At 67.0% G+C, this 20,583-nt stretch carries 20 protein-coding genes; 17 read left to right on the top strand and 3 right to left on the bottom strand.

Features of this window, described 5'->3' with window-relative positions:
- Positions 1–477: 477 nt before the first annotated feature.
- Genes cobM through cobK form a run of 17 tightly spaced genes read left to right on the top strand, consistent with a single transcriptional unit; the run spans position 478 to position 16,905 of the window.
- The gene (gene cobM / locus DW899_RS05185; RefSeq protein ID WP_117800208.1) at positions 478–1,269 is read left to right on the top strand and encodes a precorrin-4 C(11)-methyltransferase; all 792 of its coding nucleotides are present in this window, start codon (positions 478–480) and stop codon (positions 1,267–1,269) included.
- Entirely contained in the window at positions 1,238–2,455 is a 1,218-nt protein-coding gene (gene cbiD / locus DW899_RS05180) for a cobalt-precorrin-5B (C(1))-methyltransferase CbiD (RefSeq protein ID WP_233539910.1), read from the top strand. Before cobM ends, cbiD begins: the two co-directional genes overlap by 32 nt.
- Positions 2,448–3,137, top strand: a complete 690-nt coding sequence (gene cobI / locus DW899_RS05175) for a precorrin-2 C(20)-methyltransferase (RefSeq protein WP_117800207.1) — start codon at positions 2,448–2,450, stop codon at positions 3,135–3,137. Before cbiD ends, cobI begins: the two co-directional genes overlap by 8 nt.
- Complete coding sequence (locus tag DW899_RS05170) at positions 3,138–4,271, top strand: cobalt-precorrin 5A hydrolase (RefSeq protein ID WP_117800206.1); 1,134 nt, start codon at positions 3,138–3,140, stop codon at positions 4,269–4,271. It abuts the gene before it with no gap.
- Entirely contained in the window at positions 4,271–5,014 is a 744-nt protein-coding gene (gene cobJ / locus DW899_RS05165) for a precorrin-3B C(17)-methyltransferase (RefSeq protein WP_042435525.1), read from the top strand. The genes DW899_RS05170 and cobJ overlap by 1 nt, the downstream gene beginning before the upstream one ends.
- Positions 5,002–6,474 carry a precorrin-6y C5,15-methyltransferase (decarboxylating) subunit CbiE gene (gene cbiE, locus DW899_RS05160; RefSeq protein ID WP_117800205.1) on the top strand — a complete coding sequence of 491 codons (1,473 nt, stop codon included), beginning with the start codon at positions 5,002–5,004 and terminating at the stop codon, positions 6,472–6,474. The genes cobJ and cbiE overlap by 13 nt, the downstream gene beginning before the upstream one ends.
- Entirely contained in the window at positions 6,471–7,853 is a 1,383-nt protein-coding gene (locus DW899_RS05155) for a cobyrinate a,c-diamide synthase (RefSeq protein WP_233539909.1), read from the top strand. Before cbiE ends, DW899_RS05155 begins: the two co-directional genes overlap by 4 nt.
- The gene (locus DW899_RS05150; protein WP_117800204.1) at positions 7,846–8,988 is read left to right on the top strand and encodes a nicotinate-nucleotide--dimethylbenzimidazole phosphoribosyltransferase; all 1,143 of its coding nucleotides are present in this window, start codon (positions 7,846–7,848) and stop codon (positions 8,986–8,988) included. Before DW899_RS05155 ends, DW899_RS05150 begins: the two co-directional genes overlap by 8 nt.
- Complete coding sequence (locus DW899_RS05145) at positions 8,985–9,533, top strand: bifunctional adenosylcobinamide kinase/adenosylcobinamide-phosphate guanylyltransferase (protein ID WP_117654697.1); 549 nt, start codon at positions 8,985–8,987, stop codon at positions 9,531–9,533. Before DW899_RS05150 ends, DW899_RS05145 begins: the two co-directional genes overlap by 4 nt.
- Entirely contained in the window at positions 9,530–10,297 is a 768-nt protein-coding gene (gene cobS, locus DW899_RS05140) for an adenosylcobinamide-GDP ribazoletransferase (protein ID WP_117800203.1), read from the top strand. The genes DW899_RS05145 and cobS overlap by 4 nt, the downstream gene beginning before the upstream one ends.
- 41 nt (positions 10,298–10,338) lie before the next feature.
- Entirely contained in the window at positions 10,339–11,295 is a 957-nt protein-coding gene (locus tag DW899_RS05135; protein WP_233539908.1) for a histidine phosphatase family protein, read from the top strand.
- Positions 11,295–12,269, top strand: coding sequence for an adenosylcobinamide-phosphate synthase CbiB (gene cbiB / locus DW899_RS05130; protein WP_117800201.1), 975 nt, complete (start codon positions 11,295–11,297; stop codon positions 12,267–12,269). Before DW899_RS05135 ends, cbiB begins: the two co-directional genes overlap by 1 nt.
- A complete protein-coding gene (locus DW899_RS05125) occupies positions 12,266–13,489 on the top strand; it encodes a histidinol-phosphate transaminase (RefSeq protein WP_158566573.1) in 1,224 nt (407 codons plus the stop codon). Before cbiB ends, DW899_RS05125 begins: the two co-directional genes overlap by 4 nt.
- Positions 13,482–14,981, top strand: coding sequence for a cobyric acid synthase (locus DW899_RS05120; RefSeq protein ID WP_233539907.1), 1,500 nt, complete (start codon positions 13,482–13,484; stop codon positions 14,979–14,981). Before DW899_RS05125 ends, DW899_RS05120 begins: the two co-directional genes overlap by 8 nt.
- On the top strand, positions 14,978–15,493 hold the full coding sequence (locus DW899_RS10655) for a cob(I)yrinic acid a,c-diamide adenosyltransferase (protein WP_199570265.1): 516 nt from the start codon (positions 14,978–14,980) through the stop codon (positions 15,491–15,493). Before DW899_RS05120 ends, DW899_RS10655 begins: the two co-directional genes overlap by 4 nt.
- On the top strand, positions 15,494–16,135 hold the full coding sequence (locus DW899_RS10650) for a precorrin-8X methylmutase (protein ID WP_117647861.1): 642 nt from the start codon (positions 15,494–15,496) through the stop codon (positions 16,133–16,135).
- Positions 16,132–16,905, top strand: a complete 774-nt coding sequence (gene cobK, locus DW899_RS05110) for a precorrin-6A reductase (protein ID WP_117800198.1) — start codon at positions 16,132–16,134, stop codon at positions 16,903–16,905. The genes DW899_RS10650 and cobK overlap by 4 nt, the downstream gene beginning before the upstream one ends.
- Positions 16,906–17,137: 232 nt before the next feature.
- Here cobK and DW899_RS05105 read toward each other — a convergent pair whose 3' ends face one another.
- The 3 genes from DW899_RS05105 to DW899_RS05095 are packed head-to-tail and all read right to left on the bottom strand — an operon-like array spanning position 17,138 to position 20,531.
- Positions 17,138–18,352, bottom strand: a complete 1,215-nt coding sequence (locus DW899_RS05105; RefSeq protein WP_117629345.1) for an ABC transporter permease — start codon at positions 18,350–18,352, stop codon at positions 17,138–17,140.
- Positions 18,349–19,122, bottom strand: coding sequence for an ABC transporter ATP-binding protein (locus DW899_RS05100; RefSeq protein WP_055250391.1), 774 nt, complete (start codon positions 19,120–19,122; stop codon positions 18,349–18,351). Before DW899_RS05100 ends, DW899_RS05105 begins: the two co-directional genes overlap by 4 nt.
- The gene (locus tag DW899_RS05095; protein WP_117629346.1) at positions 19,122–20,531 is read right to left on the bottom strand and encodes an efflux RND transporter periplasmic adaptor subunit; all 1,410 of its coding nucleotides are present in this window, start codon (positions 20,529–20,531) and stop codon (positions 19,122–19,124) included. Before DW899_RS05095 ends, DW899_RS05100 begins: the two co-directional genes overlap by 1 nt.
- Positions 20,532–20,583: the final 52 nt, after the last annotated feature.

The raw sequence follows: 20,583 nt of genomic DNA, 5'->3' as shown, positions 1-20,583 counted from the left end.
CGACAGTTGCTTATCGGCACAAGCGAAAGAAAAGCGCGCTCGTCCGCAAAGGGATAGCGCGCCTGTTTCTTGCATTCGAAAGGGAAGCGCACTCCTCGGGGTTCACAAGGAGCTAACGCCACGGCGATGCCGTGAGGAAAAGGCGAAGCAGTCTGGCTTGGGGCGCGAGGCGGTTCGCCCGCGCGTCCTACACAGTAATGTCCCTTGCCCAGGATTCCCACCTGGTTCCCTCCGCAAGCCAGCGCGGACTGTGTGGGCGCCGCGCCGGTCGTTTCCTTTTATTCGATTGTCATATGCTCGTTGCCGAAACTACCACTATGATAGTGGGCGTTTGTGGGCGTGTCAAAGCCAGGGCGGGCGGCATTGCGCCTCCTGCCTACGTATTTGCGCCGATTGCCGCTGCGGGCGCCGTGTCTTGCCCGCTGTGCGAAGGGCGGCGTAAACGGTTGCGATGAGAAACGGGAAGGGAAGGCTCGGATGATTCATATCGTTGGCGCAGGTTCGGGTGCCGCCGACCTTATCACGCTGCGCGGGGCGCGTCTTCTGCGCGCGGCCGACGTGGTCGTTTGGGCGGGGAGCCTTGTGAACCCCGAGCTGCTCGCCGAGTGCAAGGAATCCTGCGTCGTCTACGACAGCGCGCACATGACCTTGGAGGAAGTGCTCGACGTGATGTGCGCGGCGGATGCGCGGGGCGAGGAAGTGGTGCGCCTGCACACGGGCGACCCGTGCCTGTACGGCGCCATCCAGGAGCAGATGGACGCGCTCGACGCGCGCGGCGTGGACTACGAGGTGGTGCCCGGCGTGTCGAGCTTTTGCGGTGCCGCGGCGGCGCTTCGCCAGGAATACACGCTGCCGGGAATCAGCCAGTCGGTCGTGATCACGCGGCTTTCCGGGCGCACCCCCATGCCCGCGGGCGAGGGCATGCGCACCATGGCGGAAAGCGGCTCGACTATGGTCATCTTCCTGAGCTCGGGTATGCTCGCCGAGCTTTCCGCCGAGCTTTTGGCCGCGGGCCGCAGCTCCGACGAGCCGGCGGCGCTCGTGTACAAGGCGACCTGGCCTGAGGAGCGCGTGGTGCGATGCACAGTGGGCACGCTCGCCGATGCGGGCGCGCGAGAGGGCATCGACCGCACGGCGCTCGTGGTGGTGGGCCGCGTGCTCGGAGCTCGCGGCGGGCTTGCGCACAACGGCGGGCAAGCGGAGTCGTACGAGCGCAGCAAGCTTTACGACCCTTCGTTTGCCACAGGGTATCGGAAGGCGAGCAGCTAGCGTGGCCTTCGAGCACTACATATATACCGGGACGACCCGCCTGCGCTGCGGCTACACCACGGGGAGCTGCGCCGCGCTCGCGGCGAAGGCGGCCTGCGAGATGCTCTTGTCACGAAAGCCCGTCGGCCGCGTGTCGATCGTCACCCCCGGCGGGCTGCCCGTCGAGGCGAACGTGGTCGACGCATGTATCGGCGAGGGGTGCGCCCAGTGCGCCGTGCGAAAGGACGCAGGCGACGATGCCGATGTGACCGACGGCGTGCTCGTGTACGCGCGCGTGGAACATGCGGGGTCGGGCACGGGTGCTGCGGGCAGCAAGGGCGTGCCCGCGCGCGAATCGGAAGTTTCCGTCGATGGCGGCGTGGGCGTGGGGCGCGTGACGTTGCCCGGGCTCGAGCAGCCGGTGGGGGCGGCCGCCATCAACGCGACGCCGCGCGCGATGATCACTTCGGCGGTGCGCGAGGTGTGCGCCGCGCACGGCTTTTCTGGAAATATCGCTGTGACGATTTCGGTACCCGAGGGTGTTGCCCTTGCCGAAAAGACCTTCAACCCGCACCTGGGGATAGAGGACGGCATCTCCATCCTGGGCACGACGGGCATCGTCGAGCCGCGCAGCCTCGCTGCCTTGCGCGACAGCATCGAGCTCGAGATCCGGCAGCATGCGGCTATGGGGCGGCGCGGAGTCGTGCTCACGCCCGGCAACTACGGCGCGCAGTTCATCTCGGGGCATTTCCACCTAAACGGTGCGCCGGTGGTCTTCATCTCCAACTTCGTGGGCGATGCGATTGATTGCTGCGTTCGCGAGGGATTTACCAATGTCCTTCTTGTGGGACACATCGGCAAGGTGGTGAAGGTCGCGGGCGGCATCATGGACACCCATTCGCGTACCGCCGACTGCCGCGCGGAGATTCTGGCCGCCCACGCGGCCTTGGCCGGCGCGGGCGCGAAGACCGTGCGCGAGATCATGTCGTCGGTCACGACCACGGCGGCGCTCGAGGTAATCGAGGCCGCCGGCGTGGGGGACGCTGCGCGCGCCTCGCTCGCTGTGGCAATCGAGGACAGGTTGCGCCGCCGCGCGGCGGGCGGATGCGACATCGCCGCGGTCGTGTTCGACGCCGAGCGCCGCGAGCTTTTCCGCACGTCGGGCGCCGATGCAGTTATCGGGGAATTGGGGGCGACGTATGAGTAAAGGCGTGCTGTACGGCGTGGGCACGGGGCCTGGCGACCCCGAGCTGCTCACGATCAAGGCCGTCTGCACAATCGAATCGTGTCCGGTCATCGCCGCACCGCAGACGGCGGACGGGGCCATGGTCGCGCTCGACATCGTGCGCGGCGCCGTCGACCTTACAGGCAAGACGGTGATCCCCGTGCGATTCTCGATGACGCGCGACGCCGAGCGCCGCGCGGCCGAGCATGCCTCGCTTGTTCGCGAGCTTGTCGCGCACCTGGATGCGGTCCGCGACGTCGCGCTGCTGAACCTGGGGGACCCGAGCATCTACGCCACCTTCCAGCGCATAGCGCCCGACGTGCGCGCCCGCGGGTTCGAGGCGCGCGCCATTCCCGGCGTGCCGAGCTTCTGCGCGGTCGCCGCGGCGCTCGAGCGCGACCTCACGCCCGAGATGTCGTTGCCTCTGCACATCGTGCCCGGCGGCTACGACGACGTGCGCCGCGCAATCGGCTGGCCGGGGACGAAGGTGGTCATGAAGGCGCGCCGCTCGCTTGCGGACACGAAGCGCATCCTTCGCGAGGAGGGCGCCTTCGACGGTGCCGAGCTCGTAGAGGACTGTGGGCTTCCGGGCGAGCGCGTGTACCGCTCGCTCGACGATGTGCCCGATCGGGGCAGCTACTTCTCGACGATGGTGGTGCGCTAGATGAGGGTTTCCTGCATAGCGTTCACCGAGAGGGGGCATGCGTTGGCGGAGCGCACCGCACGCGCGCTTTCCGATTGTGCGCAGACAGGTGAAGATGACCCTGGCTGGGACGTTTCCGTTTCGCGCGGGTTCGGCGAGGGGAAGGCCGACCTGCGCGCATGGACGGCGCTCGCGTGGGAAGCGTCGGACGCGCTTCTGTTCGTGGGCGCGGCGGGCATCGCCGTGCGGGCGATCGCGCCGTATGTCGCCTCGAAGGCAAACGATCCCGCGGTTGTGGCGATCGACGAGGCGGGGCGCTTTGCCGTCTCGCTTTTGTCGGGGCATTTGGGCGGTGCGAACGAGCTTGCGCAAACTGTGGCACGCGCGGCAGGGGCCATCCCCGTCATCACCACGGCGACCGACGTCCGCGGCGTGTGGGCGGTGGATACGTGGGCGCGCCGTGCGGGGCTCGCCGTTTCGAATCCCGAGGCCATCAAGCGAGTGTCGGCGCGGCTGCTTTCGGGCGGGCGCGTGGCGCTCTATTCCGACATGCCGATTTCGGGACAGCCGCCTGAGGGGGTTGACTTTGCGTCCGACCGCGCTCGGGCCGATATCGTCGTGTCGCCGTTCGCTGGCGCGAATGCAGGTGCGTCCGTTCGCGCGGCGGAGACAACGGGCGAGGTCGTGCCCGCCGGCGAGACGGGGAAGCCGGCGGGCGTGCGGGCGCAGGCGCCTGCGCCGGAGTCGCTTCGCCTTGTCGTGCCCTGCATCGTTGCGGGCATAGGGTGCCGTCGCGGTGCGTGCGCCGAAGCGATCGGGGAGGCGTTTCTTCTCGCGTGCGGGCAGGCGGGTATCTCGCCTTCGGCCGTGCGCGAGGCGGCGACGATCGACGTAAAGGCGCACGAGGAGGGTCTGCTCGCCTTCTGCCGCGCGCGCAATATCCCGCTCGCGACGTATTCCGCAGAGGAGTTGTCGCAGGTCGAAGGCAGCGTTTCGCCATCTGATTTCGTGCGCGCGACGGTGGGGGTCGACAACGTGTGCGAGCGCGCGGCGCTCGCGGACGGGGGCAAACTTATCTTCCCGAAGCTCGCTCACGGCGGCGTGACCGTCGCGTTTTCCAAGGTAACTATCGAACTTTCGTTTAAGGAGCGGTGATGGGAAAGCTCTTCGTGGTGGGGATCGGCCCGGGCGGCCCCGACGGCATGACGATTGCGGCTCGGCGCGCGCTCGAGGCGGCCGACATCGTTGTGGGGTACACGAAATACGTGGAGCTCGCGCTCGCCGCCGTGCCCGACGCGGCGCATCTCGCAACGCCGATGATGCACGAGGTCGAACGGTGCCGCCTGGCGCTTTCGCGCGCGCAGAGCGGAGAAGCCGTGGCGCTCGTGTGCAGCGGTGACGCGGGCGTGTACGGCATGGCGAGCCCCGTGCTGGAGCTTGCTGAGGACTACCCCGATGTAGACGTGGAAGTTATCGCCGGGGCCACCGCGGCTCAGAGCGGGTCGGCGGTGCTCGGCGCCCCGCTTGCCCACGACTTCGCGGTCGTGTCGCTCTCCGACCTGCTCACGCCGTGGGAGGTCATCGAGCGCAGGCTCGCCGCCGTGGCGAGCGCCGACTTCTGCATCTGTTTGTACAACCCGCGCAGCAGAAAGCGCGCCGACAGGCTCTCGCGCGCGGCGAAGATTATGCTCGAATGGAAGGCCCCCGACACGCTCTGCGGCTGGGTACGCAACATCGGGCGCGAGGGGCAGCAGTCGGGCATGTGCAGGCTCTCCGAGCTGGGGGAGTTCGACGCCGACATGTTCACCACCGTGTTCGTCGGCAACGCGGACACGAAGCGCGTAGGCGGCCGTATGGTCACGCCGCGCGGGTATCGGGAGATTCCATGCGAAAGGTAACGATCATCGGGGCGGGGCCCGGAAACCCCGACTTGCTCTCGCGCGCGGCGCTCGACGCGATCGACATCGCCGACGTGGTCATCGGCGCTCATCGCGCGCTTGTCAGCATCGACGTGCCGCCCGACGTGGTGAGATGCGAGCTCGTGAAGACGGCGGACATCGTCGCCGCGCTCACCGATGCTGCGTCGTGGCAGCGCGCCGTGGTCGTGATGACGGGCGATGTGGGGCTGTTCAGCGGCGCGCGCCGCCTGGTGGAGGCGCTCTCCGGCGACGCGCAGGTGGACGTGCGCGTCATTCCCGGCATAAGCTCGGCGTCGTATCTCGCCGCGCGCCTCGCGCGTCCATGGCAGGATTGGCGCTTCGCGAGCGCTCACGGCGTGGCGTGCGACATCGTGGCCGAGGCCGAGCGCGCAGGTGAGCTCTTCCTCGCCACGTCGGGCGGGGAAGACCCCTCGCGGCTTTCGGGCGAGCTTGTGCAGGCGGGCTTCGGGGACGCGCGCGTGACGGTGGCCGAGCGCCTGTCGTACCCCGACGAGCGCATCACCTGCGCGACCGCAAGTGAAATCGCAGGTCAGACGTTCGACGACTTGAACGTGATGCTTATCGAGTTCGCAGGCTGCGCCGGGTCGCCTGCGGGCTCTAGCGCAGCCTCCGAGGCGCCGGCCGGCGCGTCTGCGCCCGCGGCTGCCTCTTTCGCGGCGGACTCTGCGGGCGCATCCCGCGCCGCGAGCTCCCGCTGGCCGTACGCTTCCTCGGGCATTCCCGACGAGCTCTTCATCCGCGGCGACGTTCCCATGACCAAGCAGGAGGTGCGCGCCGTCGCGCTCGCGAAGCTGCGCCTTACCGCGACCGACACCGTGTGGGATGTCGGCGCCGGCACGGGGAGCGTGTCGATCGAGGCGGCGCTCGTCGCGCGAGCGGGGTCGGTATGGGCGGTCGAGCGCAACGCGGCCGGCGTGCGGCTCATCCGAGAGAACGCGGATGCATTCGGGTGCGGCAACGTGCATGCGGTCCCCGGTGTCGCCCCCGAAGCGCTCGCGAAACTGCCTGTCCCCGACGCCGTGTTCGTCGGCGGGAGCGCGGGCGAGCTTCCCTCCATCGTGGAGGCGGCGCTCGAGAAGAACTCGCAGGTTCGCCTGTGCGTGCCATGCGTCACCGTTGAGACGCTCACCGAGGCGTGCGTGCTCCTCTCGGGTTCGCGCTTTAAGGGGTTCGAGGCGTGCCAGGTGTCGGCCGCCCGCGCTGAGGCTGTAGGCTCGCACCATCTTATGAAGGCGCAAAACCCCGTGTTCCTCGTCAGTGCGCGCGGTGCGAGCGCGGATGCCGAGGAGCTTGCCGAAGTCGGCGCGCTTGCTGAGTCGCCTTTCGGGGAGGACCCCTCTGTCGAGGGGAACCCATCCGTTGAGGTGGTCTCGCTTGCTAACTGCAACGCCACAGGTGGGGAAGGCGGTGCCCGGTGAGCACGTCCATCCCGCGCTTCATGGTCGCTGCGCCCTCGAGCGGGAGCGGCAAGACGGTCGTCACGTGCGCGCTCCTGCGCGCGCTCGCGCGCCGCGGCCTTGCATGCGCGGCCTTCAAATGCGGCCCTGACTACATTGACCCGCTCTTTCATCGCCGCGTCGTGGGTGAGTGCTCGGGCAACTTAGACGGCTTCTTCACTGACGCCCCGACGCTGCGCGCCCTGCTCGCACGCGGCGCCGCGGGCGCGGATGTCGCGGTGCTCGAGGGGGTCATGGGCTTCTACGACGGCATGGCGCCCGGCGTGGCCGACGCGAGCAGCTATCAGGTTGCGCGCGACACGGAAACGCCGGTCGTTTTAGTGGTGAACGGGCGCGGGGCGTCTTTATCGCTCGCCGCCGTAATCCGCGGCATCGCCGAGTTCCTGCCTTGTGCGAACGTGCGCGGCGTCGTGCTGAACAAGACGAGCGCCGCTGCCTGCGCCTACGCGGCGCCTGCGATCGAGAAGCACACGGGCGTCGCGGTTTTGGGGAATATCCCCGCCGACGAGGCGTTCTCGCTCGAAAGCCGGCATCTGGGGCTTGTGACCGCCGACGAGGTCGAGCAGCTCTCCGCGCGCATCGGCAAGATGGCCGAGCTGGTGGAAAAGAGCGTTGACGTCGACCGCTTGCTCGAAATGGCGGCGACGGCATCCGATATCCGCGAGGAACCTTACCGGTTGGAGCCGATCGCGGGAGCGCGGCCCATCGTCGCCGTCGCGCGTGACGAGGCGTTCTCGTTCTACTACGAGGAGAACCTGCGCGCGCTCGAGGATCTGGGTTGCGAGCTGGCCTTTTTCAGCCCCCTGTGTGATAGCGAGTTGCCCCGGGGGACAAGCGCCCTCTATCTGGGGGGCGGCTACCCGGAGCTCCATGCGCGGCAGCTCTCCGAGAACGCGCCGATGCGCGAGGCGGTGCGGCGCGCGGTGGAATCCGGCATGCCGACGGTCGCCGAATGCGGTGGGTTTCTGTACCTGCAGCGCGAAATCGCCGATAGCGAGGGGCGGCGCTGGCCTGTTGCGGGCGCCCTTGAGGGCGCAAGCGAGAACGGGGGAAGGCTGTCCCATTTCGGGTACGTGGAGCTTACTTCCCAACGCGACGGGCTCTACGGGCCGCGCGGCACACGCATCCGCGCGCACGAGTTCCACTACTGGCAGTCCACCTGCCCGGGCGGCGACTTTTGGGCGCAGAAGCCCCGGCGCGACAAGGGCTGGCCGTGCATGACGACCACCCCGTCCCTGGTGGCGGGCTTCCCGCATGTGTACTATCCTGCGAACCCCGACGTTGCGCGCGCGTTCGCGTCTGCCGCAGCGTCGTTCGCAGAGAGGAGGCGGCATGGCTGAAGCAACCGAAACCGCGCTTGCCTGCATCCGCGAGGAAGTCGAGCGCGCGTTCTCGTCGGCGCCGGGCGCCGTGCTCGAAGCCGCGCTTTCCCGGATCGCGCCCGCAGACGAGTGCGCCCGTGCCGCCGCGTACGCCGCGTGGGACTCCATCGCGCACCCCTTGGGGGGATTGGGCGACTTTGAAGACGCCGTCGCGTGTATCGCCGCAGCTCAGGGGAGCGCCGAGGTGGCCGAGTTTCCCCGTGCGCTCGCGGTATTCTTCTCCGACAACGGGGTCGTTGCCGAAGGCGTGTCGCAAAGCGGGCAAGATGTGACGCGAGCCGTCGCGCGCAACATGTGCGAGGGGGCCGCGAGCGCCTGCCGCATGGCGGCGTTCGCGGGTGCCGAGGTCGTGCCCGTCGACGTGGGTATGGCCCGGGGCATAGAAGACGCGCGCATGGTGCGCGCGAACGTGCGTCGGGGGAGCGGCAACATCGCTCTCGGCTCCGCTATGTCTCGCGATGGGGCCGTGCGCGCGATCGAGGTCGGAATTGCCGTCGCGTGCGGGCTTGCCCGCGCCGGCGTGCGCCTTCTCGCCGCGGGCGAGATGGGCATCGGCAACACGACCACCTCGGCGGCGGTGGCTGCAGTGCTCATCCGGGCGGACGCGCGGAGCCTTGTCGGGCGCGGCGCGGGGCTCTCGGACGCCTCGCTCGCGCGCAAGCGCGACGTGGTCGAGCGCGCTATCGACGCGAACTCGCCCGATCCCGCCGACCCGATCGACGTGCTCTCGAAGGTGGGCGGCTTCGACATCGCTGCGATGTGCGGCTTCTACCTGGGGGCCGCGGCCTCGAAGGCGCCGGCGCTTCTCGACGGGGTCATATCCTGCACGGCGGCCCTGTGCGCGGCGCGCCTGTGCCCCAACGCCTTGGGCTACCTCGTGGGTACCCACGCATCAAGCGAACCCGCAAGCCGGGAGCTCCTTCGCGAGCTCGGCATAAAGGCACCCCTCGACGCAGGCATGCACTTGGGCGAGGGCGCGGGCGCCATGGCGTATCTGCCCCTTCTGGATTCGGCGCTGCGCGTGTACCGGGATGGGAAGACGTTCACGGCGACTGGCATGGCCGCTTACGAGCATTTCGAGGCCGGGAAATGACGGTGACGCTCGTCATCGGCGCCGCCGCGAGCGGCAAGAGCGCCTACGCCGAGTCCCTGTGCCTCGGGCACGACGGCCCCCGCGTGTACCTGGCAACGATGGAGCCCTTCGGGGAAGAGGGCGCCCGCCGCATCGCGCGCCATCGGGCGCTGCGCGAGGGCAAGGGGTTTTCCACCCTCGAGCGAACGCGTGACGTGGGCGCCGCAGTGTCCGGGCTTCCGCGCGGCTGCACGCTTCTTTTGGAGGACGTGGGCAACCTGGTTGCGAACGAGCTTTTCGCGGAAGGCGGCTTGTCCCCACGTGACCCCGACGCTGCGGCGCGCGAGGTGCTCGGAGGCATCGAACGGCTCGCTCAGGCCGCTGCGTATACGGTGGTGGTCACCGTCGACGTGTTCGCCGATGAGATGCGCTACGATGAGGGGACCGAGGCATGGAGGCGCGCGCTCGCGCGCGTGAACGCGGGCGTGGCGGCGCTGGCCGACCGCGCAGTCGAAGTGGTATGCGGGATTCCCGTGTGGATGAAAGGTGAAGGACCTACAAGGTGAAGATAGCAGAGGCAATCGGCGCGGCGTTCGGAACGTTCTCGCGCATCCCCGTCCCGAAATCGGCCTGGACCGATTTCGGGTCAACCCATGCGCTTGCCGCGTTTCCCCTGGTGGGCCTTGCGGAAGGGTTCCTCATGACGGCGTGGGGACACGTTGCGAACCTGCTCGGCGTGCCCGCGACCATCGTCGCGGCCGTGCTCGTGGCGCTGCCTGTTGCGGTGACGGGAGGCATCCACCTAGACGGGCTCTGCGACACCTCCGATGCGCTTGCAAGTTGTGCCCCGCGCGAGCGAAAGCTCGAGATCATGCACGACCCGCGGGCGGGCGCCTTTGGGGTCATCGGTGTTGTTGTGTACCTTATTCTGCAGTTTTCCCTGTTCACCGCGCTGCCGCTTACGGCGGGGGCGTTCCTCGCGCTTCTGTGCTCGCTCGTGTTCTCCCGCGCGCTTTCGGGACTCGCCGTTGAATGCTGGCCTGCCGCGCGGGCGGACGGCATGGCCGCGGGGCTCTCGCCTGCGAAGAAGCGCGCGGCGATCGTCGTGCCGCTTTGCGCTTTCGCTGCGGCTTCGGCTGCAGGGATGGTCGCGTGCGCTCAGGCTGTCGGCGCCCTTATGGCGGTGGCGGGGCTTTTGGCGCTCGCGTGGTACCGCCATGTTGCCCTGTCCCGCTTCGGCGGGGTGACGGGGGATTTGGCCGGATGGTTTCTGCAATGGGCCGAGCTCGCGATGCTTGCCATGCTGGTGGCGGGGGGCATGCTCCTATGATGCTCGTGGTAGGTGGCGCGCATTCGGGGAAGAGGACCTTCGTGCGTGAAAAGCTCGGGTTCGCGGCGGACGATTTCGTCGACGCGGCGCAGCTTGCGGAGGGCGGCGTGCCCGCGGCTTTTGCCGGCCGCGTCGCATACCGTGCTGAGGAACTCGTACGCGCGCTCGACGCTGACCGGGCGCTCGAGCGGCTGATCGGCTTCGACGCAGTGATTCTGCCCTTGGTCGGCTCGGGGGTCGTCCCCATGCGTGCGGAAGACGCCCAATGGCGCGAGCGCGCGGGGCGCCTGGGATGCGCGCTCGCTGCGCGCGCCGACGTCGTCGTGCGCATGACGTGCGGGATTCCCCAGGTCATCAAAGGAAACCTTGCCGATGCGCCTCGAGGGACGCAGGGCGCGGGTGCGCCTTTGGAAGTCGTCTTCGTGCGCCATGGTGCCACGGCGGGCACGGAAGACCATCGCTACAGCGGGGCGGGCACCGACGAGCCCCTGTCGATTGCGGGCGAGCGCGCTTTGCGCGACCTCGCGTGCGATCGTGACGTGTTCCGTGTTATCACGAGCGGCATGGTCCGCACCGACCAGACGGCGCGCATCCTCTTCCCGAATGCGGAGCTTATGGCGTGCCCCGGTCTGCGCGAGATGGATTTCGGCGACTTCGAGGGGCGAAGCGCCGCCGAGCTTAAAGAGGATGCGCGCTATCGCGCCTGGGTAGACTCCTGGTGCGAGACGCGCTGCCCGCATGGCGAGGGCAAGAGCGATTTCACCCGCCGCGTCGTCGCGGCGTTTCGGGAGGCATGCAAATCGGAGCGCGCCCAGGGGAGTGGGCGCGCCGTCTTCGTCGTTCACGCGGGTACCGTGAAAGCGCTGCTCTCCGAGCTAGCTGTCCCGAAAATGGGATACTTCGACGTGCATACCGAGCCGGGCGGCGCATGGGCCGCCACCTGGGATGGGCGCTGCCTTCGCGACGTTCGCCCCGCTTCGGGGGGCGATGCCCGGTGATGACGATTCTTGCCGTCGCCGCCGGGTTCGCGGCCGACCTTGCCTTCGGCGACCCGCGCTGGCTTCCCCATCCCGTCGTCGCCATGGGGCGCGCGATCACGTGGGCCGAAGGCCGCCTGCGGGGCGCATTCCCGCAAACGTCCGCGGGCACGCGCGCCGCAGGGCTTGTGCTTGCCGTGGCGCTTCCGCTTACGTGTGGGCTTTTGACCTGGGGAATCCTGCATGTTTGCGGCATGGTTCACTCCGGCTTGCGCTTCGTGGCCGAGGCATGGGCGAGCTATCAGATTCTCGCGGCATGCGAGCTGCGCCGCCAGAGCCTGGCCGTTGCCCGCGCGTTCTCGAAGGGCGGCCTTGTCGCGGCGCGCGAAGTCGTCGGGCTCATCGTGGGACGTGACACGTCTGTTCTCGACGAGCATGGCGTCGCGCGCGCCGCCGTGGAAACGGTGGCGGAGAACGCGTGCGACGGTGTCATCGCGCCGCTTTTCTACCTTATGATCGGGGGTGCGCCCTTGGGTATGGTGTACAAGGCGGTGAACACGCTCGACAGCATGGTGGGCTACAAAAACGAGCGCTACATCGACTTCGGCTGCGCCTCGGCGCGCCTCGACGATGCGCTGAACTGGATTCCCTCGCGCTTATCGGCCCTGCTCATGATCGCCGTGTGCCCGATCGTCGGGCTCGACGCGCGCGGGGCGGCGCGCATCTGGCGCCGCGACAGGCGTCGCCATGCGAGCCCGAACGCGGCGCAGACCGAGTCGGCGTGCGCGGGCGCGCTCGGGCTGCGCCTGGCAGGACCCGCGGTGTATTTCGGCAAGCTCGTTGAGAAACCGACGATAGGCGACGCGTCCCGTGAAATCGAGTGGGGCGACATCGCCCGGGCGACAAGGCTCATGCTCGCCGCGTCCGTATGCGCGCTCGTCGTCTTCGGCGCCGCGCGCGCGGCGGTCGTGCTCGCCGTGGGGGCGATGGCATGAGGGAAGACCACGCCGCGCCCCGGGCTGCCGGGGGAATCCTGCGCGCCCGTGCGCATGGGGGTAGCACGCAATCGCTCGGCATCGCTTGCGAAGGGGGCGCCTCCGACCTCATTGACTTCTCGGTGAACGTGAATCCGGCAGGCCCCTCGCCGCGCGCCGTCGCCGCAGCTTGCAAGGCGCTTTCTCGAATCGACGCCTACCCCGATAGGGAAAGCCCCGCCCTCGTTCGCGCCCTAGCGCGCGCCCAGGGCATTCCCGAAGATACTATCGTCTGCGGCGCGGGCGCGTCCGACATCATCTGGCGGCTCGCCGCGGCGGTGCGCCCGAAACGCATCGTCGTGTGCGCGCCGACGTTTTCTGAATATGCGGAGGCGGCATCGTACCACGGCGCATGCGTGCAGGAGTTCCCGCTCTCCGAAGCGGACGACTTCGACGTGCCCACCTCCTTCGCCTGCGCGATCGAGGGGCCGGGAGACGTGGCGTACCTCTGCAATCCGAACAACCCTACGGGGCGCCTCGTCGACCCCAGCGTGATCGATGCCGCGGCTTTCCGCTGCGAGCAGGTGGGCGCGCTGCTCGTCGTGGACGAGTGCTTCCTCGGATTTGCGCCTGACGCCCGCGAAAGGAGCGTGGCCGCACGCGCCGCGTGTTCGCGCCATGTGGCCGTGCTCTCCGCGTTCACCAAGCTCTACGGAATGGCGGGGCTGCGGTTGGGATATCTGATCAGCGGAAACGCCCAACTCATCGAGGGGATTCGCCGGGCGGGGCAGGCGTGGCCCGTCTCCTCGGTCGCCGAGGCCGCGGGCATCGCCGCCCTGGAAGACATTGAATACGTCTCGCGCACGCGCGATGTATTGGCGGGCGAGCGAGCGTGGCTTTCCCACGAGCTCTCCTCGCTCGGGCTTTCCGTCGTGCCGTCGGATGCGAACTTCCTTTTAGTCCGCACGCCGGCGAAAGACATCCCCGAGCGCCTGTATAAACAGGGGGTTTTGGTCCGCACGTGCGACTCGTTTTCGGTACTGTCCCGTTTCTGGTGCCGCGTCGCGGTGCGCACGCGCAGGGAGAACGCCCGGCTTGCGATGGCGTTCAGCCGTGCGCTTCGGGCGGAAGGCGCATCGGGCGAAGGCGAACCCGACGAACGGGGCGGCGCTTCTTGCAGCGGCGCTATGGCGGGCGCGGATGGCCGAGGCTTGGCGAAGGAGGTCGATACCCGTGGGTAGGGCGAAGCCCATCATGATCCAGGGCACCATGTCGAACGCGGGGAAGAGCCTGCTTGCGGCTGGGCTGTGCCGCGTACTTTCGCAGGACGGCCTGCGCGTGACTCCCTTCAAGAGCCAGAACATGGCACTCAACAGCGGTGTCACGGCCGACGGGCTCGAGATGGGGCGCGCCCAGATCATGCAGGCCGAGGCGTGCGGCATCGCGCCCGACGTGCGCATGAACCCCATCCTGCTCAAGCCTGAAAGCGGCCACCGAAGCCAGCTCATCGTGGCCGGCAAGGCGCAGGGAGCCTTCGCTGCGAGGGACTACTTCGCGCGAAAGAAGGCGCTCATGCCGCAGATTTTGGAGGCGTTCGATTCGCTCGCGGAGGAAAACGACGTCATCGTCATCGAGGGTGCCGGCAGCCCCGCCGAAATCAACCTTGCCGAAAATGACATCGTCAACATGGGGCTCGCGCGCGCCGTGTCCTCCCCCGTGCTGCTTGCGGGCGACATCGACCCGGGCGGGGTATTTGCCCAGCTCTACGGCACGGTCGCGCTTCTTGCGCCCGAGGACCGCGCGCTTTTGCGGGGGCTTGTGGTGAACAAGTTCCGCGGCGATGTGGAAATCCTGCGCCCGGGTTTGGCCCCGCTCGAGAAGATGTGCGGAGTTCCCGTCGTGGGTGTCGTGCCGTATCTTACGCTCGACCTTGACGACGAGGACTCGCTCGCGCCGCGCCTATCTGCCCGCGAGGCGCGCGGCGTCATCGACGTCGCCGTCGTGCGCCTTCCGCATCTGTCGAACTTCACCGACTTCGACCCGCTTTCGCGCGTGCCCGGCGTGGGCGTGCGCTACGTTTCCTCGACGACCGATCTGGGCCGACCCGACCTGGTGGTGCTTCCCGGCTCGAAGACTACGCTCGACGACGCGCGCTGGCTTGCGGCTAGCGGCATCGGGGCCTGTGTACGCGCGCTTTCGGGCGCGGGCACGCCGGTGCTCGGCATATGCGGAGGCTACCAGCTTTTGGGAGAGGAGCTTTCCGACCCGCACGGCAGGGAAGGCGCTGGCACCGCGCGCGGGCTCGGGCTCATCCCTGCAAGTACTGTGTTCAAGGAGGAAAAGCGCCTCGCCCAGTCGGAGCTGCGCATCACGGGCGCCCAAGGCGCGTTCTCGGCGTGGAACGGCATGACGGCGCGCGGGTACGAGATTCACGACGGCGAAACGACCGTCTCCTGCGCTCCTGCGGGCACAATTGGCGGCAAACCAGAAGGCGCGGCCTGCGGAAACGTGTTCGGAACCTATCTCCACGGCCTGTTCGACGAACCGGGGGTGGCGCTCGCTCTCGCGCGCTCACTCGCGCGCATGCGCGGCCTGCCCGAGAACGTCGTGGGTGCTGCGGGCGCGGCGTCCGCGGCCGATCACCGTGCGCGCGAGTTCGACCGCCTGGCCGACGTCGTGCGCGGGGCGCTCGACATGGAGTATGTCTACCGCATTATCGAGGAGGGCGTATGATCCACGTGTATCATGGCGACGGCAAAGGCAAGACCACGGCGGCGATGGGCCTCGCCCTTCGCATGCTCGCTGCAGGCCGCCGCGTCGTCGTCGTGCAGTTCCTGAAAGACGGCGAAAGCGGGGAGGTGCGCCTGCTCGCCGAGCATTTCGGCGTGCCCGTGTTCGCGGGGAAGGCGTCGGACAAGTTTACCTGGTCGATGACGTCGGAAGAACTTGCCGCGACGTGCGAGCTGCACGATGGGAACCTCGCTTCCGCGCTCGCCGAGCTCGAGGGCGCGCAAGAGGGACTGCTCGTGCTCGACGAGGCGCTCGACGCGCTTTCGAAGGGGCTTGTCGACGAGGCGCTCGTGGACCGCGCGCTCGATATGTCCGCGCGCGGCGTCGAAGTAGCGCTCACCGGGCGCGCGCCTTCCCGCAAGATCGTGGAGAAGGCCGACTACATAACCGAGATGCGGTGCAAGAAACATCCCTACGAGCAGGGGATATGTGCAAGGGAAGGAGTGGAGTACTAGATGGATTCCAAGGAGATGGCGCCCGGCGACATCGAGCGGCGCAGCTTCGAGATCATCACCGAAGAGCTCGGCGGCCGCACATTCCCGCCGCTCGAAGAGCCCGTCGTGAAGCGCGTCATCCACACCACTGCCGACTTCTCGTACGCCGATTCCCTCGTGTTTACCCATGACGCCGCGCACTGTGCGCTCGACGCACTGCGCGCAGGGGCCACGGTGCTCACCGACACGAACATGGCGCTCGCAGGCATAAGCAAGCCCGCGCTCGCGAAGCTCGGCTGCAAGGCCGTGTGCTTCATGGCCGACCCTGATGTCGCCGCGGCTGCGCGCGCCGCGGGCACGACTCGCGCCGTTGCGAGCATGGACAAAGCTTGCGGCATCGAGGGTCCGCTCATCGTGGCCGTCGGCAACGCTCCCACAGCACTTCTGCGCCTCGCCGAGCTCATGGACGCGGGGAAGATCGCGCCCGCGCTCGTCGTTGGGGTGCCGGTCGGGTTTGTGAACGTGGTCGAGGCAAAAGAGGAGCTACTCGCACGACGCGTGCCGGCCATCGTCGCGAGGGGTCGCAAGGGCGGCTCGACCGTGGCGGCTGCCATTATGAACGCGCTGCTCTACCAGATCACGCGCACAGGCGGCCCGAAGTGACGGCCCCCGCATCCGCGCTGGCGCTGCGCATCTTCGCCGGCACCACCGAGGGCCGCCTTCTGTGCGAATGGGCGAGCAGGGCGGGCATCCCCGCCCGTGCCTACGCGGCAACCGAGTACGGAGGCGAGCTTTTGGGCGAGCTTCCGGGCATCGAGGTGCATGCGGGCAGGCTCGACGATGCCGACATGGAGCGCGAGCTTTCCGGCGCGTACATCGTTGTCGACGCCACGCACCCCTTCGCTACGCTCGCAAGCGGCAACATCCGGGCCGCTTCGCTCGCCGTGGGTGCACGATGCCTGCGCCTTGCGCGCCCGGTCGAGGCGCTGCCCAAAGGCGTCGTGTCGGTCGCGTCGATCGCCTGCGCGGCGCGCTTTCTCTCCGAGAACCCGGGTCGCGCTCTTCTCACGACGGGGAGCAAGGAGCTTGCTCCCTACACGCGCGTCGCCGATTTCGCGGAGCGCTTCTTCGTGCGCGTGCTCCCGCTGCCCGGTGCTATAACGAAGTGCATCGACGCGGGGTTTTCGCCGTCGCACGTCATCGGCATGCAGGGGCCCTTCACCCGCGAGCTCAACGAGGCGATGCTTCGGCAGGTGGGCGCCCAGTGGCTTGTGACCAAGGACTCGGGAACCGTAGGCGGCACGGCCGAGAAGCTCGCCTCCGCGCGCGACGTGGGAGCGCGCTGCATCGTGGTCACCCGTCCCGCCGAGGGAGGCGGGGCCCTTTCGCTTCGGGAAGTGGAAGACGCGCTCTTACGGGAGTTCGCGCGCTAGGCGCTTGCCGCGCCTGCGCGCCCTCCCGCCCGCGAGGAGGAGCGCCCCGTGCAAGCTCGACCCGTACAAGCCCGTCATCCATCAATAGCTCGAGGACGACGCCCAGAACTGGCGCAAACAGTCCTTCAATAAGTTGCGGTGAAATAGTGTCTGTTTTTGCTGCTAGATAGCATATTCGGTTCCTAATTCACCGCAACTTGTTGGTGGTGGCTTACTGGTAGCTGGTGGTGGCTTACTGGTAGCGTAGGCACTCCACCGGGTTGAGCTTTGCCGCGCGGCGAGCGGGGTAGAAGCCAAAGATTACGCCGATGCCGACGGAGACGCCGAAGGCCAGCAGCACCGTGGCGATTGAAAAGCTCGGTGTGATCTCCCCACTGGCACCGAGCTCGTTGAGAACCCCTGATCCTGCGGCAAACATCGCGAGGCTCCAGGCCAGCAGATAGCCAATCAGGACACCCAGCAGGCCACCGGTGACGCACAGCGCCGAGGACTCGGCCAAAAACTGCGCGGTGATATCGCGGCGACTGGCGCCCAAGGCACGGCGAATACCGATCTCGCGGATGCGCTCAGTCACGTTGGTAAGCATCATATTCATAATGCCGATTCCGCCGACAAGCAGTGAGATACTGGCGACAGCGCCCATGATGAGCGAGAAGGCGCCCATAAACGAGTTGAGTGCATCGATGGCGCTTTTCATGGAGGTCGCCGATACGCTGTCGTACTCATCATCCTCCGAGATGCCCTTCATCGCGCGCACCTTAGACTCGATGGTCTTGCAGAGCTCGTCCATGTCTGTGCCCTCGGCGGCAAGTGCCGTCACGCTGGGGAATGAAGGATTCTCGTCGCCAAACAGCCCGGCGATGGTTTCGCGTGGCATATACAGCGTGAGCGAGCCCATGGAGTCGCTGCCGCCATCAATCACGCCTACAATCTGCACCTCGCCGTTGGAGACCTTAATAGTCTTGCCCACCGCGTCCTGTTCGTTGCCGTAAAGCTGATCGGCGCCGCCACGGCTGATGAGCGCCACGCGCGAGCCTGATTGGGACTCGGCCTGGGAATAGGTGCGCCCCGCAACGAGCTTGCTGGCTCCCACGGCGTCGAGCATGTCGCTATCGACACCCTGTGCCATGACGGTATAGCTTTTATCGCCGGTCTTGTATTCGGTATACCCGCTGTCGACAATGCCGATCTGCTCTATCTGCGGCACCAGTTTTTGAAGCTTTTCGATGTCCGACTCGGTGAGTTCTTGCGACGAATAGATTTGCACCATGCGCGCCGCATTGAGGCCCAGACTGTTGACCAGGCTGTTTTGGATTCCGCCGATGAGCGAAGTCATGGCGATAACTGAGGCGATGCCGATGACAATACCCAGGATGGTGAGCAGGCTGCGCCCCTTGTTGGCCTCGAGCGAGTGAAGGGCTTCTTGGACAAGATCGCGGGTGCTCATGCCTTCGCTCCTTTCGGCTGATTGGTGGTTGCAGAAATCGCGGGCAGGTTTTTGACGGCCCCGCGTAACGTATTCGGTGTATGCGCGACATATGCGCCGTCATGGATTCGCCCGTCACGGATGGTTACGGCTCGATCGGCCTCGGCGGCGATGCCGGGGTCATGCGTGATGAGTACGATGGTCTTGCCGCGTTTCTGGAGCTTGTGGAAGGTTTCCATGACGAGCGCCCCGGTTGTCGAGTCTAGATTTCCCGTTGGCTCGTCGGCCAAAATGATGGGCGGGTCGTTGACGAGGGCGCGCGCGATGGCGACGCGCTGCATCTGTCCGCCCGAGAGTTCCGATATGCGGTGGTCCCAATGGTCGACCGGCAATGTGACGGCTTGCAGCGCGTGCACGGCGCGCATCTCGCGCTGGCTACGCGGCACATTGGTGTAGGACAGCGGCAGCATGACGTTTTCGATCACCGTCAGACGCGGCAGCAAGTTAAAACTCTGAAAGACAAAGCCGATGCTCAGCGCGCGCACCTCGGTGAGCTCATCATCGTCGAGCTCGGCGACGTTGAGCCCTTGCAGGAAATAATCACCCGCCGTCGGCTTGTCCAGGCAGCCCAGGATGTTCATGAGCGTCGACTTGCCCGAGCCCGAGGGGCCGGTGATGGCGACGAACTCACCGGGGTTCACCGCCAGGCTCACGTTGTGCAGGATGTGGGCGCAACCGGCCTCGCTCTCAAAGATGCGGTGCACGTTGCGGATGTCGATGACGGGACGCATTACTTGCCCTCGTCGGCAGACATATTGTCGCCGCCGTCTGCCGTCATGCCTGTGCCGGTATCCGTCACAATGGTGTCGCCGTCGCGTAACTTGGTAACCGGGACGTCTGGGTTGATCTCGTTGCCCTGGTCGTCGCGCTTGACCTGCGTCTTACCGACTACAGCCTCGTTGTCGTTTTGCGTCACGACGGTCACCTTCACGCGGCGCGTCTTCTTGCCTTCCGAATCGGTGGCCAGATTGACGTAATAGTGCTCGCCATCTTCGGTCATCAGCGCCATGGTCGGCACCATAACCACGTCGTCGAGCTTCTCGGTCACTACCGAGACCTCAGCAGTCATACCCGGCTTAAGGCGACTGTCGGGTGCTTCGATGAGGATGTCGACGTTAAAGGTTACGCTGCCGCCGCCGGAGTTGGAGTCGGAGTTTGCCACCGAGGCGATGGCCGTGACCGTTCCCTGGCTCACGATATCGGGAAACGCTGGATAGGTCACGTTGGCGCTCTGGCCCACGGCGATCTTGGCGATATCCTTTTCGCCCACCTGCACGGTCACCTTCATCTTGGACAGGTCGGCAATCTGCATGCACTGCTTGCCGCCGCTTGTATCGCTTTCGCCCATGATCATGCCGCCTGTTACCGTGGCGCCCACCTTGGCGTTGAGCTCCACGATGCTGCCCGAGCTGGGGGCCTTTACGGTGCGCTCGGCCGCCTTTGCAGTTGCCTGTTCCAGCGCTGCCTGGGCCGAGGCGAGGTTGCGCTGGGCGGTCGAGACGGCATTTGCGTTGGCGTTTGCGTCCGATGGACCGGTCGATCCGTCACTGTCCGTTGTCGGTGCGGCCTGTGCGGCCGCGAGTGCCACCTTTGCATTGTTCAGGTCTTCCTGGGCGGCCGCGACCGCGCGCTGCGCCTCGGAAACAGCGCTATCGAGCGCGTCGTTCTTAATGGTCATGAGTACGTCGCCCTCGTTGACGCTCTGTCCGGCCTGCATGTTGATCTTTTCAACCGTACCGTCGACAGAAGGGGAGACGACCGATGCCGAGATGGGCTTAAGCTGCCCCTTGGCTTCGACTGTGGTGGTAAACGTGCCTTCGGTGACCATGTCGGTCACCGGTCCGTTGGTGCCTGCGGGTTGCGCGTTGATGACCAGCGTTGCGATGATGGCAATGAGTGCGATGGCAACAACGACACCGACGGCGATACCGCGTCGGATGAGCTTTTTGCGCCGACGCTCAGCACGCTTTGCCTTGAGCTTTGCATAGGCTTCTTCATCGGAGATATCGGTCGAATCGTCGAGACTCGTTTGGGGCTGCTTGGTGTCTGCAGCGCTGATAATCGGCAGGGTCTCGGTGGCATCTTGGGGCATGCGATCGGAATCGTCAGGACCCGGATTGATCGTGGGGACCTTGGACATAGCGTCTCCTTTATCGATATGGCTCCGATAAGTATATACGCCCGTCGCGATG

The sequence above is a fragment of the Collinsella sp. AM41-2BH genome (assembly GCF_003468085.1).
Taxonomy (GTDB): Bacteria; Actinomycetota; Coriobacteriia; order Coriobacteriales; family Coriobacteriaceae; genus Collinsella.
The sequence above is the reverse complement of the archived record's forward strand: the minus strand, read 5'-3'. Positions and strand labels throughout refer to the sequence as shown.

Excerpts from the sequence above, each read along its gene's own strand:
- cobM (WP_117800208.1), top strand. The coding sequence starts at position 478 with ATGATTCATATCGTTGGCGCAGGTTCGGGTGCCGCCGACCTTATCACG.
- cobI (WP_117800207.1), top strand. The coding sequence starts at position 2,448 with ATGAGTAAAGGCGTGCTGTACGGCGTGGGCACGGGGCCTGGCGACCCC.
- DW899_RS05170 (WP_117800206.1), top strand. The coding sequence starts at position 3,138 with ATGAGGGTTTCCTGCATAGCGTTCACCGAGAGGGGGCATGCGTTGGCG.
- cobJ (WP_042435525.1), top strand. The coding sequence starts at position 4,271 with ATGGGAAAGCTCTTCGTGGTGGGGATCGGCCCGGGCGGCCCCGACGGC.
- cbiE (WP_117800205.1), top strand. The coding sequence starts at position 5,002 with ATGCGAAAGGTAACGATCATCGGGGCGGGGCCCGGAAACCCCGACTTG.
- DW899_RS05150 (WP_117800204.1), top strand. The coding sequence starts at position 7,846 with ATGGCTGAAGCAACCGAAACCGCGCTTGCCTGCATCCGCGAGGAAGTC.
- DW899_RS05145 (WP_117654697.1), top strand. The coding sequence starts at position 8,985 with ATGACGGTGACGCTCGTCATCGGCGCCGCCGCGAGCGGCAAGAGCGCC.
- cbiB (WP_117800201.1), top strand. The coding sequence starts at position 11,295 with ATGACGATTCTTGCCGTCGCCGCCGGGTTCGCGGCCGACCTTGCCTTC.
- DW899_RS05125 (WP_158566573.1), top strand. The coding sequence starts at position 12,266 with ATGAGGGAAGACCACGCCGCGCCCCGGGCTGCCGGGGGAATCCTGCGC.
- DW899_RS10655 (WP_199570265.1), top strand. The coding sequence starts at position 14,978 with ATGATCCACGTGTATCATGGCGACGGCAAAGGCAAGACCACGGCGGCG.
- DW899_RS10650 (WP_117647861.1), top strand. The coding sequence starts at position 15,494 with ATGGATTCCAAGGAGATGGCGCCCGGCGACATCGAGCGGCGCAGCTTC.
- DW899_RS05105 (WP_117629345.1), bottom strand. The coding sequence starts at position 18,352 with ATGAGCACCCGCGATCTTGTCCAAGAAGCCCTTCACTCGCTCGAGGCC.
- DW899_RS05100 (WP_055250391.1), bottom strand. The coding sequence starts at position 19,122 with ATGCGTCCCGTCATCGACATCCGCAACGTGCACCGCATCTTTGAGAGC.
- DW899_RS05095 (WP_117629346.1), bottom strand. The coding sequence starts at position 20,531 with ATGTCCAAGGTCCCCACGATCAATCCGGGTCCTGACGATTCCGATCGC.